The 13,273-nt window shown below is 42.5% G+C and carries 12 protein-coding genes; 9 read left to right on the top strand and 3 right to left on the bottom strand.

Annotated elements, in window-relative coordinates; all coding sequences use genetic code 11:
- Nucleotides 1-388 precede the first annotated feature (388 nt).
- The 5 genes from rlmKL to rmf all read left to right on the top strand — a co-directional run bounded on the left by rlmKL (nucleotide 389) and on the right by rmf (nucleotide 6,578).
- On the top strand, nucleotides 389-2,515 hold the full coding sequence (gene rlmKL, locus OJ16_RS00405; RefSeq protein ID WP_040986293.1) for a bifunctional 23S rRNA (guanine(2069)-N(7))-methyltransferase RlmK/23S rRNA (guanine(2445)-N(2))-methyltransferase RlmL: 2,127 nt from the start codon (nucleotides 389-391) through the stop codon (nucleotides 2,513-2,515).
- An 18-nt stretch (nucleotides 2,516-2,533) separates the two neighbouring features.
- Entirely contained in the window at nucleotides 2,534-2,767 is a 234-nt protein-coding gene (locus OJ16_RS00400) for a glutaredoxin family protein (RefSeq protein WP_082030193.1), read from the top strand.
- Nucleotides 2,748-4,664: an ABC transporter ATP-binding protein gene (locus OJ16_RS00395; RefSeq protein WP_040986288.1), complete on the top strand. Its 1,917-nt coding sequence runs from the start codon at nucleotides 2,748-2,750 to the stop codon at nucleotides 4,662-4,664. The genes OJ16_RS00400 and OJ16_RS00395 overlap by 20 nt, the downstream gene beginning before the upstream one ends.
- 7 nt (nucleotides 4,665-4,671) lie before the next feature.
- On the top strand, nucleotides 4,672-6,234 hold the full coding sequence (locus tag OJ16_RS00390; protein WP_040986286.1) for a DUF3466 family protein: 1,563 nt from the start codon (nucleotides 4,672-4,674) through the stop codon (nucleotides 6,232-6,234).
- A 170-nt stretch (nucleotides 6,235-6,404) separates the two neighbouring features.
- The gene (gene rmf, locus OJ16_RS00385) at nucleotides 6,405-6,578 is read left to right on the top strand and encodes a ribosome modulation factor (protein ID WP_005597413.1); all 174 of its coding nucleotides are present in this window, start codon (nucleotides 6,405-6,407) and stop codon (nucleotides 6,576-6,578) included.
- 134 nt (nucleotides 6,579-6,712) lie between these two features.
- Here the strand turns inward: rmf and fabA are convergent, their stop codons facing one another.
- Both fabA and OJ16_RS00375 read right to left on the bottom strand, forming a co-directional pair.
- Nucleotides 6,713-7,231 carry a bifunctional 3-hydroxydecanoyl-ACP dehydratase/trans-2-decenoyl-ACP isomerase gene (gene fabA / locus OJ16_RS00380; protein WP_040986283.1) on the bottom strand — a complete coding sequence of 173 codons (519 nt, stop codon included), beginning with the start codon at nucleotides 7,229-7,231 and terminating at the stop codon, nucleotides 6,713-6,715.
- A gap of 70 nt (nucleotides 7,232-7,301) precedes the next feature.
- Nucleotides 7,302-8,945, bottom strand: coding sequence for a S16 family serine protease (locus OJ16_RS00375; protein ID WP_040986282.1), 1,644 nt, complete (start codon nucleotides 8,943-8,945; stop codon nucleotides 7,302-7,304).
- A gap of 185 nt (nucleotides 8,946-9,130) precedes the next feature.
- Here OJ16_RS00375 and matP point away from each other — a divergent pair, with 185 nt between their 5' ends.
- The 3 genes from matP to OJ16_RS00360 all read left to right on the top strand — a co-directional run bounded on the left by matP (nucleotide 9,131) and on the right by OJ16_RS00360 (nucleotide 10,320).
- Nucleotides 9,131-9,580: a macrodomain Ter protein MatP gene (matP, locus tag OJ16_RS00370; RefSeq protein ID WP_040986281.1), complete on the top strand. Its 450-nt coding sequence runs from the start codon at nucleotides 9,131-9,133 to the stop codon at nucleotides 9,578-9,580.
- 13 nt (nucleotides 9,581-9,593) lie between these two features.
- Nucleotides 9,594-9,902: a DUF3634 family protein gene (locus OJ16_RS00365; protein WP_040986280.1), complete on the top strand. Its 309-nt coding sequence runs from the start codon at nucleotides 9,594-9,596 to the stop codon at nucleotides 9,900-9,902.
- A gap of 103 nt (nucleotides 9,903-10,005) precedes the next feature.
- A complete protein-coding gene (locus OJ16_RS00360; RefSeq protein ID WP_040986279.1) occupies nucleotides 10,006-10,320 on the top strand; it encodes a hypothetical protein in 315 nt (104 codons plus the stop codon).
- Between the two features lie 1,670 nt (nucleotides 10,321-11,990).
- Here the strand turns inward: OJ16_RS00360 and OJ16_RS00350 are convergent.
- On the bottom strand, nucleotides 11,991-12,497 hold the full coding sequence (locus OJ16_RS00350; protein ID WP_040986277.1) for a helix-turn-helix transcriptional regulator: 507 nt from the start codon (nucleotides 12,495-12,497) through the stop codon (nucleotides 11,991-11,993).
- Nucleotides 12,498-12,606: 109 nt separating this feature from the next.
- Here OJ16_RS00350 and OJ16_RS00345 point away from each other — a divergent pair.
- Nucleotides 12,607-13,273, top strand: a 667-nt coding sequence (locus OJ16_RS00345; RefSeq protein WP_040986276.1) for a phage/plasmid replication protein, II/X family, incomplete at its 3' end; no start/stop codon positions are given.

Genomic DNA, 13,273 nt, shown 5'->3' with positions numbered 1-13,273 from the left:
TATAACGACCGTGATAACACTCCCAAAAATTAACAAAACACACGCCTTTTGCTCAATGTTTATCCCACACATATGAATCCATAATCATTTAAATTCCCCAATTAAGCCCTTTTGGTTGCTAAATTACAGCTAAATAAAGGCACTGGTGTAGACCAATTTAGTGGTGAATGAGTATTCACTTCGGTTTTAAGCGTCATTCTTGTGTGATTTTGTCTTATGGGCTTTGGAAGATTGAGTGGAGACGAGCCGGAAATGCACGGATGATGGTTTTGCTGGTGGATTGATGAGCGTATAGGGGATTTTGAGTGAGAAAAATGCGAATCAATTAACGAAATGTGCGTTGTGTCGGGTATAATGCGAGGTCATTTCAAACAAACAATAGAACACTATGCATCAATATCTTGCGGTAACTTCAAACGGGTTAGAGAACCTGTTGGTAGAAGAACTAACAAAACTAGGCATAACCAATGCAAAACCAGTGCAGGCTGGGGTGAGATTCAAAGCAACCAACGAACAGATTTACCGTTGTTGCTTGTGGAGTCGCCTTGCATCTCGTTTTGTCCGTATTTTGTCTGAATTTACCTGTCAGGATGACATGGATTTGTACCTAGCAGCGTCTGCTGTGAACTGGGTAAACCATTTCCATAGCTCCAAAAAATTGGTTGTTGATTTCAACGGTACCAACAATGAAATCCGCAACAGCCAATATGGCGCAATGAAAGTAAAAGATGCGATAGTGGATTGCTTTACTAAGAAGAGCCTTCCAAGACCGTCGATCAGTAAAGATTTTGCTGATCTTCGTATTCACGTACGTCTTCATAAAGATAAAGCGATTCTTGGTATCGATATGGTTGGTCGCGGTCTACATCAACGTGGTTACCGTGAAGAAGCAGGTCGCGCACCATTGCGTGAAACACTGGCTGCCGCGGTTATTCTGCGTAGTGGCTGGGATGCAAGCAAAAACTTCCTAGACCCAATGTGTGGTTCAGGTACGCTTGTGATTGAAGCTGCGATGATGGCAGCGAACATGGCGCCTGGTGTGAACCGTAAAACATGGGGTTTTGAGTCATTAGAAGACTTCAATGCGGACACTTGGATTGAAATCAAATCTGAAGCCAGTGTACAAGCTCGCCGTGGCGTCAACAAAATTGACACTAAATTCTTCGGTTTCGATAACGATGAACGCGTATTGAAAACGGCTCGTGACAACGCGCGTCGTGCGGGTGTTGCAGACCTAATCAATTTTGAATTAGGCGATGCAGCGTTGCTTAAAAAGCCACAAGAGTTTGGTGAAGGCGTTATCGTCTGTAACCCTCCATACGGTGAGCGTTTAGGCACGCATCCTGGTCTTATCGCGCTTTACACTGCGTTTGGTGCGCAACTTAAATCTGAATTTGGTGGATGCCAAGCGTCAATCTTCTCTGGTTCAGATGAGTTGCTGAGCTGTTTGCGTATGCGTGCAGATAAACAGTTCAAACTGAATAATGGTGCGTTACCGTGTCACCAGAAGAACTATCAGATCTCAGCGCGTGTGGTGGAAGCGGGAAGTGACAATGTCACTGAGACGGTCATTGCACCTGATTTTGCAAACCGCCTTAAGAAGAACATCAGCAAGATTGCTAAATGGGCTCGCAAAGAAAAATTAGATTGCTACCGAATCTACGACGCCGATTTGCCGGAATACAACGTAGCGATTGATGTTTATCTTGATCAGTTGGTTATTCAAGAGTACGCAGCACCGAAAGACGTGCCTGAAGAAAAAGCGAAACGTCGCCTGACGGATATCATTCGTGCATCAATCCAAGTGACCGGTACCAACGCGAACAAAGTGGTATTGAAAACACGTGAGAAGCAAAAAGGCCGCTCGCAATACCAGAAACTGTCTCAGCAGTCTGAAAAACTTGAAGTTAACGAGTATGGTGCGAAGCTGATTGTTAACTTGCATGATTACCTAGATACCGGTTTGTTCTTGGATCACAAGCTGACTCGTCGACGTCTAGGCGAAATGGCGGCAGGTAAAGATTTCCTAAACCTATTTGCTTACACTGGCTCAGCGACGGTTCATGCAGCAAACGGTGGCGCTCGCTCAACCACAACGGTTGATATGTCGAACACTTATTTAGAGTGGGCGAAAGAGAACATGCAGCTGAATGGCCAAGGCGGTCGTCAGCATCAATATGTTCAAGCAGACTGTCTACAGTGGTTAGAGAAAGCGACGACAAGTTATGATCTTATCTTCATCGATCCACCAACGTTTTCTAACTCAAAACGTATGGAACAATCGTTTGATGTTCAACGTGATCACATTCAGTTGATGAAAAACCTTAAGCGCTTACTAAAAGCTCAAGGTACGATCGTATTCTCAAACAACAAGCGTCAGTTCAAAATGGATCTTGAACAACTTGAAGAGCTAGGCCTAGAAGCGAAGAACATCTCATCGCAAACGTTGCCTTTAGATTTCTCTCGTAATAAACACATCCACAACTGCTGGCTTGTGACGCACAAAAACGCTTAACACTATAAGGGCAAGGGATTGATTACGCTTTATAGTACAGAAGGATGCCATCTCTGCGAGATGGCATTTGCGTTAACACAGCAACTTCAGGTCGAGGTTGCTGTGGTTGATATCGCATTCGACGATGAGCTATTCTCACGTTACGGGGTCACTATTCCCGTCCTCAATTATCAAGGCAATGAACTCAATTGGCCTTTCGATTTACCACAATTACAGATTTGGTTAGACAACAATGGCATTACTTACAATTAATAATGGTTCGCTAGCATTTGGCGACCACCCATTACTCGACAAAACAGATTTTGCCCTACAAGAAAATGAGCGAGTGTGTCTTGTGGGTCGAAATGGCGCTGGTAAATCCACCCTAATGAAGGTGATTGCCGGTGATGTATTGATGGATGACGGTAAGCTCACCATTACGCAAGATGTGGTTGTTTCTCGCTTAGAACAAGATCCACCGCGCAATGAAGAAGGCACCGTATTTGACTATGTGTCTGGCGGATTGGCTGAAGTGGGTGGGTATTTAAAAGAGTACCACGACATTTTGGATTTGATTGGTATCGATCCAAGTGAAAAGAACATCAACAAGCTTTCTCGTGTCCAAGAAAAATTGGACCATTTGAATGCGTGGCGTTTTGAAGATCGTATTAATAACGTGTTGGAGTCTCTTAAGCTTGATGCACACACGAAACTGACCGATTTATCCGGTGGTTGGCAGCGTAAAGCAGCACTTGCTCGCGCGCTTGTTCGTGATCCAGATGTATTGCTACTCGACGAACCAACGAACCACTTGGATGTTACGACCATTGAGTGGCTTGAAAACTTCCTTAAAGATTTCCGCGGTTCGATTATTTTCATCTCGCACGACCGTGCATTCATCAAGTCGATGGCGACACGCATAATCGATCTAGACCGTGGTCAGCTTTCTTCATTCCCTGGTAACTATGAACAGTACCTTGTTGATAAAGAAGAGATGCTTCGCGTTCAAGAAATGCAAAATGCTGAGTTTGATAAGAAACTTGCTCAAGAAGAAGTGTGGATTCGCCAAGGTATCAAAGCGCGTCGTACCCGTAATGAAGGTCGTGTTCGTGCGTTAAAAGCCTTACGTGAAGAGCGCTCAGACCGCCGTGAAGTACAGGGCAAAGCAAACATTCAAATTGATGACGCGAGCCGTTCAGGCAAGATCGTTTTCGAAGCTGAAAATATTAATTACTCAATTGAAGGGAAGACAATCGTTTCTGATTTCTCTTTCAATATTATGCGCGGCGATCGTATTGCCCTTATCGGTGCTAACGGTTGCGGTAAGAGTACGTTGTTAAATCTTCTGCTGGGTAATCTTGAAGTTAACTCTGGTCGTTTACATTGCGGTACTAAATTGGAAGTCGCTTACTTCGACCAATACCGCGAGATTCTTGATCCTGAAAAATCCGTGATCGACAACCTGGCTGATGGCAAGCAGGAAGTGACCGTCAATGGTAAACCTCGTCACGCATTAAGCTACTTACAAGACTTCTTGTTCGCACCGCACCGTGCTCGTACGCCAGTGAAAGCGTTGTCAGGTGGTGAGAAAAACCGTCTATTATTGGCTCGTATTTTCCTAAAACCTAACAACTTGCTGATCCTCGATGAACCAACCAACGATTTGGATATCGAAACGTTGGAACTTTTAGAAGATTTACTTGCCAACTATCAGGGTACATTATTGTTAGTGAGCCACGATCGTCAGTTCGTGGATAACACAGTAATGAGCAGCTGGATTTTTGAAGGTAACGGTAAAATTGAGGAATTTGTTGGTGGCTACCATGATGCTCAGCAACAACGTTCACAAGTTTTAAAATCTCGTGCGCCTGAAAAACCAGCAAAAGCGAAGCCAGTAGTTGAGGCAAGTCTCAAATCCGCGCCTGTAACGGCTAAGCCTAAGAAGTTATCCTATAAACTACAGCGCGAACTTGAAACTCTGCCATTAAAACTTGAGCAGTTGGAAGAAGAGATTGAGGTAATGCAACAGACGGTGAACAGTGCTGATTTCTTCGCACAACCCGTTGAGCAAACTCAAACCATTTTAGATAAGCTAACTGCTTTAGAGCAGGAGCTTGAAATCGCCTTCGAGCGATGGGAAGAGCTCGAAGCGATGCAACAGGAAAGTTAAGGTTTAAATGAGAAGTAACGTATTTAAATTATCAGCAGTTGCCGCGACTATCGCGGCATCCTTCGGGGCACAAGCGGCAGTTTATAAGGTTTATTCTTATGAGCCGGTAGCCTCTAGCTCGCAAACATTTGGCGTCGCAATGGAAACGTCAAATGATAATTGCTGGGCTGGAACGGATTGCCAATTGACTCAAAGCTCCGCCCATAAGATGGGCATCGAAGAGCAACGCTTTGCGCAAGGTTTTAGTTATCGTGATGAAGCGCCATTTTTCTATGAGTTTGGTTATGAATTATTAGAAGATGACATCGATGGTTTCGAACGTTACTGCAGTAGTTTTCTAGGTTATGTTGACGCCGAATGTGATAATTGGGTGTTACGTGAGTATACCAATGGTTACATTAATGAGGTTAACGGTGACGTTGAAAATGTAACTGCTTATGTTGAAAGCACTAAAATCGAATCAGGGCAAGATAACGTCGTTATCAATAGTGTTACGCCTCAAATTGGTACATATTATGGCGGCAGTTTGTCTAAGCGCACCATCGCATTTTCTGATACCCCTTTAGATATAGCGGGGACAGCCTTTACGCAAAGTAAAGCATGGGAAAAAGCAGGGGCGATTACTGTTGGCAGCGTATCTCAACCGTCGAGTTATTCACCAGAGAGATATTTCAAGTCACAAGCCGCAATATGGAATGGCAGCGTCCTTACAGCTATCCCTACTGAAGGTAGAGAAGATAAAGAGTCAATGCCGCAAGGCAGTGCACGTGCGATTACACCAGATGGTCGTTATGCGGTTGGTTATAACTCGACTTCAGACGAGGTTCCTTTAGCTGCGGTGTTTAACCTCACAGATCTCACAAATATAGCCACTAAATTTGTGAATACTTATAGTGATGATGATGTTTATCTCAATTCTGTATTGACTTCAGTAAACGAAAACAATATCGCGATTGGCACCGCTAAGAACCGCCAAAATCCAGATGGAGTATACGCTAATATTCTTTTTTACGTTTCTGACATAACGGCATCGTCATTAACGGGCAATAGTTTTAGTGGTGATATTTTCTTCAGTAATGCAAACGGCAAAGCTGGCGCTATCAACAATAACAACGAAGTTGTAGGTCAGGTCGATTTTCAGCGCCACCGTGAAAGTGACGGTGTGCCAAGATCTAAACGTGCATTCATTACCGTTATTGGAGATAAGAGCGAGTCATTGGCACCATTTAAAAATAGCGCCTATTACTTAGATGATCTCACGGCGGGAGATACGGAGAATAACCGTTTCCGCGTTATAGATGCGACGGATATCAATGACGCTAGCGTTATTTCGGGTACCGCTTTATATTGTGCTAATGGCTACGATAGTGAAGCGAGTAATGCGCTTTGTGATGGCGGAACACCAGGAGCAGAAAAAATTGTCGCTGTTAAGCTTGTTCCTATTGAAGGAAGCGTAGCGAGTGATATTCAACCTCGAGCAACAGAAAGCTCTAAAGTTGAACGCGAAGGTGGTTCACTAGGTTGGTTTGCTCTGGGTCTGTTAGCTCTGTTGGGTTTCAGAAGAAAATAACTAACGAAATTGTAAATGAGAGCACAGGTTCACAAATTTGAACCTGTGCTTTTTTTATACCTTGAGAAACTGAGCATTTTGGTCGATTCTTTAATGGTGGTGAAAATAAAATGCCACACAGTTTTAATAGTAGTACGTTAAGAACACCATTATTGTATGAGGACGACACTATGAAGAGACAAAAGCGTGACCGCCTAGAACGAGCGCAATCTCAAGGATACAAGGCTGGCCTTAATGGCCGTTCAACCGAAAATTGCCCATATCAACAGATGGATGCACGTTCATACTGGCTTGGCGGTTGGCGTGATGCCAGAGATGACAAAATGTCTGGACTATATAAATAACACTCTCTCTTCAAATCCGATTCAAGGACTCTAGCCCCGAAAGGGGCTTTATACAGCACAGCTAACGCACTATAACTAGTATTGGCCATAACAAAAAAGCGACTCTAGTGAGCCGCTCTTCATTATCATCATCTCTAGAATGCAGAGGTATCTTGGAAAAGACCCACTTTTAAATCTTTTGCTACGTAAATCTCTTTACCATCAACAAGTACGCGACCATCCGCGAGTCCCATGACTAAGCGACGATTTACGACACGTTTCATGTGGATTTCATAAGTCACTTTTTTTGCTGTTGGTAATATTTGGCCTGTGAATTTAACTTCACCAACACCCAGTGCACGTCCTTTACCTTTTCCGCCAACCCAACCAAGGTAAAAGCCCACTAATTGCCACATCGCATCCAATCCTAAACAACCTGGCATGACTGGGTCACCAGGGAAGTGGCAATCAAAAAACCACAAGTCCGGAGTAATATCCAGTTCAGCTAAGATCAAGCCTTTACCAAAATCGCCTTCTGTTTCAGACATTTTGGTGATGCGATCCATCATTAACATATTTGGTGCTGGCAGTTGAGGGTAGCCCTCACCAAATAGTTCACCTTGGCTCGATGCGATAAGATCTTCGCGATTGTAGGATTCACGTCTATTTTGCATTATCAATTACTCCAATTTTTGATACATGCATATTAGAGAACACGTGTACGCTAAACAAGTCCGATCAGTCCTAAACGAAGCAGTTTTTGATGCGTTCGAGTATAGAAAGCGGTCGCACATCTCTTTCAAAGTTTTCAATACGTTGAGCTATTTTGCTGATCACGCTATCTTCATCATCACCACGGAAAGGTTGACCCATGATAATCGGAATCGCTTGATCGACGGTTTCAACAGACCAAATATGAAATTCATTGTTTTTGATGCTTTCTACTACGTCTTTATGCAGTGCTAAATGCTTCAGGTTTGACTTAGGTAAAATGACACCCTGGCTTCCAGTGAAACCTTGGTGCTTACATACATGGTAGAAGCCTTCAATTTTTTCATTCAAGCCACCGACCGCTTGCACTTTACCAAATTGGTCAACAGCACCGGTTACCGCAATTTGTTGATTGATTGGATATTCTGATAGGGCGCTGACGAATGAGCAAAGCTCGGCAAGCGTGGCGCTATCGCCATCCACTTCACAGTACGATTGCTCAAACACAACAGAAGCAGAATAGGGTAACGGCTCTTCAAGATTCAAGGCGCTAGCGACAAATGCCTGCATAATCATCATGCCTTTGGCATGAAGGTTACCACCCAGTTCCGCTTTGCGTTCAACATCCGAAATGTCGCCATCACCAAAATGAATCACACATGAAATACGCGCAGGTTCGCCATATGAGAGAGGATGGCCAGACACTTCAATGACCGTTAGTCCATTCACTTGGCCAACACATTCGCCTTGTGTTTCAATAATCACTTGACCATCAAGAATGTCGGAACGAGCACGCTCAGGTAAGTAAGCTTCACGGTAATATTTAGCTTCGAACGCACCATCAATATCGGGTTCAGTTAACGCCTGTTGATTCGAGTTCAACGCGGCTTCGTTAAAAATACTCAAATACCACATGACATCTAAAGGCATGTAACGTTGGTCTTCAGAATAACGTGCACCGGCGGTCATTAAACGGTGAATGGCTTCAGGCGTTAAAGGTGGCAACTCGAAATGGTTCAATATCCAACTGATGTGGCCTAGGTAGCGTTGAACCGTGTCTTCGGTTAACACCATTTCAAGTTCCAACTCACTGTACAGGGCTAATCCCATATACAAGTCTGGCTCAAGATATTCTAAGTCCGCAATTTGAGAACGATCGCCAACAAGAATAATTTTGCATGCTACCGGGTATGCAGGTTCGATGTTCGCCGGTTTCGTCGGATTTGAATTGATAGCTTGCGCAGTATGGGTAAGCACAGCAGCCTTTAGAGCAGGCCAACTGGCTGGATTCGCTAAAAGGACATTGATCGGTAAGATGATAAAACCATTGTCGGCGATTTCTAGTAAACCTGGTTTACGAACAGTGAGATTCCCGTCGTGATCTGCACTGTAAGTTCCAAACAAGGTTTTGGTATCAAGTGATTCTGTCAGTAGAACTTTACTTTCCGTTTTTTCAATGACGACTTGTTCTAGCAGAGAACGATAAAATGCATTGTCGGGAACATTGAGCACTAAAAATTTATTTAGGCCGGCGAGTTGAGTAAATGTTTCTACTGTTTTTGAAAGTCTAGGCTGTGCTTCACCAAAGTTGATAAGAGGAAGAGAAGCAACGTTATCGATATAATCGTTGTATTCGTTATATTGTGGCGTGACGGCTTGCCATTTTTCTTGGATCATTAGCTACTTTCAGTTACTAGAAAAGGGTAGAAAGTATATAGAAAAAGTCGCGACTGTTATAGCGGTTACTGCGACTATTCGACATGGACGATAATAGATCTGAGTCGATAATTGTAGAGTTCTCAATTGAGAAATCATCGAGTATGGGTTACGCTGTCACCCAAGTATGTATTGGATGATTAAAAATGAAATATCAACAACTTGAAAATCTAGAGTGTGGATGGAAGTGGAAATATCTCATTAAAAAGTGGAAAGATGGCGACAAAATAACGCGCCATATTGACAGCAGTGAAGAGAAAACGGCAGTAGAAGAGCTGCGCCTACTTGAACATGAACCAAATAAGGTTTTAGAGTGGATCGAAGAGAACATGGCGTTCGATCTCGATAACAAATTAAAGCAAGCAATTCGCGCTAAGCGTAAGCGCCATTTCAATGCTGAACAAATACATACTAAGAAGAAATCGATCGATTTAGATTATCGCGTATGGGAAAAACTGTCTTATCGCGCGGGTGAATTAGGTTGTACATTGTCTGATGCGATCGAATATTTATTGTCGGAAGCATCACGCAGTGAAAAGGCTTCACAAACGGTTTCAACCTTAAAAGAAGATTTAAGTAAACTGCTTGCTGATTAAAGGAGTGTAGTGAATGATATATGTCGTCATAATTGCCGCGATTCTTATTTTTTGGCTTGTTGCCATTGATAGACCCACGCTCAAAGTGTCGTTTAAAGCAGGGCATATTGAAAGCTGTAAGGGGCATTTTCCGGCAAAGTTTAAGCACAATGTGCTTGAGATTGCTGAAAATCAACCGTTTGATGGTGAGTTTAAAGTTTATCGCCAAAGAACAGGACACAAATTGTCATTCTCTAAATCAGTTCCTAAAAAAGTACAGCAGAGAATTAGAAACGTATTTCCTCATCAAGGATTTGCGTCGAAAGGAAACAAAAAAGCGTAGTTAGCTATCGCTCAATTACATTGAAAGAATCCTGCATTCAAAGATCAGCGCACCAAACTTTTCATCCATAAACATATTGATTATGTTAAATGAGGAGGTGCGCATGAGACTATCAATTCTAATTTCGTTATTACTCTTTCATGCATCTAGCGTTGCCATGGATGATAGTGAACGAAATCCCATCGCGAAAAAGCTCAAACATTCAGTGATGAAAAAAGTCACCAAAGCTCATGATGTAGAGGGATTTTGCGATCTCTTTATTACCATGAAGCATAAAGGTAAAACAGCAGTCGTTAAGTCAGTAAGAACAAATGGAAATCATCAACTTTGTAAGCTCAGCAAAAGCGGCATAAAAATCGGCCGTAAGTTTCGTTATGATTCACCGGCAAATCTAATACGCCTGCACATTCGACCATAGCGTGCATTCATGCAGGCGGACCAATAAATCGCGACACAATGATGCCTTGAATAAGAAGAACACCTTCGTTTGGTTAGCTTAGAAAAGTGTGACAGCGTCACTAGCAGGTGGGGATTCTCAATGAATGCGTCCATACAGCTCAATTTTTAAGTAAAACTGAGTCGTTTAGGCTGATTCACCAAGATAACCCAGTTTACAAAACTATAGAGATAGCCGTTAAAGCGAGAAATATCATAGATTGAAGACCTAAAAAATCAGTTCAACATCAGTAAACGACATAGTGGATTCAAACTTAAATTGAACGACAAGGCACAGCGAAAATTCTACGCAAGACATTGGTTATGTGTGAACAATGCCTTGCGAGAACGATGAATCAACAATCAGCATCGTAGTTAGATAGTTAGATAGTTAGATAGTTAGATAGTTAGATAGTTAGATAGTTAGATAGTTAGATAGTTAGATAGAAAATTGGCGTTTTCGATATGACCAAAATAACTAAGCATATTCTTGTGTAAATCAAATCGGCTTAACGAGTCGAGACAACGCAAGAACAGCGAGCAGGCTGAACTTGTCGAGTCATGAGAAAAGAAAAGCATTGTGCAAACCGTAATCGGATGATCATGACAAGCACTTTGATAGCATTAAGCTAAACAACGACTGAATAGTTAAACCAAGAAAAATCAATGAAAAGATAAGAAATGTGACCTTTCAAAGCACCATATTTAAGTGCGCATTATGGTTATGAGTTTATGTTGAATGTTTAGTGGTCAGTACCATTGCGCTAGCACTGGCGACCGCCCAAAGGGCGCATTTACACATAAACTGCACAATGCGCCACTAAGAGGACGATATTGACTCTAACGTCATTGGGTGTATAATCAAAACATAACTATAAAGGTCAAATTTCTAGTTATATGGGAAATTTTTAAACAGTTGAATGATAAACTGTTTAATTGCGAACTTTGCAAGATCGCGCAAAAACGGGTATTTCATAAGAAAACCTCTGTAAATGTTGTGAATTTACTCAAACTGAGATTGCTTGCCGGCGTACAGTTTGAAAACGATTGAGAGTATCTCGTAACTCTCAGACGATATGATATATATATTACAAGGGCGAAATTCTCCTTTGTGATGCTAATAAATGCACTATGTCTAGCGACATGGTGTTTTTTGCGTTTCTAGTGTCATATTACCATGTTCAATTTTGAGATGTATGATTTTTTTCTTTTGCGTTCAGCTTCTTGTTGGAATGGTTCTCATATTTGCTTTCTATTGCGTCGTATCTAAACCCGTAGGGATAAGAGAGCGCGTGCGCGAACGAGGCACCAAGCCACCCACAAAAGGCCATTTCCTCGACATTCCAAACTGGCGCGGTCAGTAGTCCAAATCACTTCAAGAAAAAACACACCACCTTCCTGCAAAGATGCTTTTTGTTTTAGTCAGCGCAATTCATTGTTTGGCATTAGCATGGATGGGGTGTGTGGGCATGCTGCGAGTCCCGAGCAACGGTGCACACACCGCAGCCACGATTTGCCGACAAAGAACGAGCTTAAACGAAGAAAAGGGCACTCAAAAATGAACGCCCTAGGCTGCCGGATTTCACCGCGAAGCGGTTCGGGTTCCTGTTACACCCGAACTAACTCCGGACAACCGGAATTTAAACTAGTTTTCTATTTCGATTTTTCTGCGATTATTTTCTGTTGTTGTTCAATAAACATTTCTTTAGTACGTGGGTCTTCAAACTTAAAAGCTCCGCTTTCTACCATTTCTAACATGTACCTAGCATTGTCGATTTTTTCAATATTGAAGAGCTCAAAAGGGTAATCTGATGCATTACGTAGAAAGTCGATAAAACCCTCTTCATCATGTATGTATTCCTGTATCCCAATTAAAAACTCAGATTGCGGTACGTGTTGCAATAGGGTTTCTACTTTTCTAATAAATTCTAACGTATCCATTTTTTGTTTGTGAAACTCACCTTGGCATAGTTCTTTTTCAGATACCTTAAGAGCTGATGCTAGCTTTCCTGCTTGGCTTATCTTAGGTTCAGACTTCCCATTTTCCCATTTTAAATACGTTTGTTGGGTTACTCCAACCATTTCCGCGACTTCATTCTGTTTCAAACCAAGCTCAGTACGCGCCTTTCTAAGTACATCTTGCAGCATGTCATTATCCACTTTGGTATCCCTTTATTTAATTATAACCCCTACTTTATACACAAAACTGTTGACACTTACTATCATGTACTTTTAAGGTGTACGAAAATGTATTTGACAGGGTTTCCCAGTGTTCTTTATTGACCAACTTTTCATTCAACAAGATCATCCCGACGGTGGGCTTCCATTCGTCGGCACTCATGTTATTGAGCGTGTTGATATGGAAACTGGCGAAAAGCTTCCTCCCAGCGTTAACCAAAAAATTCTTGAAGGTTCATTTAGTACCAAACTCACTATTCGCTGTAATGGCAATCGTATCCGCGTCGAGGGCAATCCGTCCCGCTGGCAACGCATGGATAATCTTTTTGGTTTAACTTCTCTCGATGATTGCATCGCAATTTATAACCACATTCTCGCAAAATACGACCTGCCGCCATTCACTAAAAACACTCGTGCTTATCACCGTCAAACTCCGGATGGTAAGTCATCGTCACTCATAGGCAATGGCGCGGAAATAACTCTTATCGACTGGACACGTAACCACATGGTTGACCGTGAAAATGAGCTTTCATTTATTCGTGGCATGTCTTCTGTAGCTATGGGGCGAGGGCGTGAAGCGATTCTCAAACCTAATGGAATGACTTGTAACTGGGGTGAAGGCTCAGCATGGGAAATGCTCAAGCTCTACTGCAAGGCATTTGAGATGCAACTCCGTCTTAAGAAATACAAGCGCAGCAGCAAGACAACACAAGATCATATTAAGTACTTAGAAACTCTTATCGATTACTGCGAAGAGC

This window comes from Vibrio renipiscarius (assembly GCF_000827885.1).
Taxonomy (GTDB): Bacteria; Pseudomonadota; Gammaproteobacteria; order Enterobacterales; family Vibrionaceae; genus Vibrio; species Vibrio renipiscarius.
Note: the sequence above shows the minus strand (reverse complement) of the source record. Positions and strands in the feature narration are given on the sequence as shown.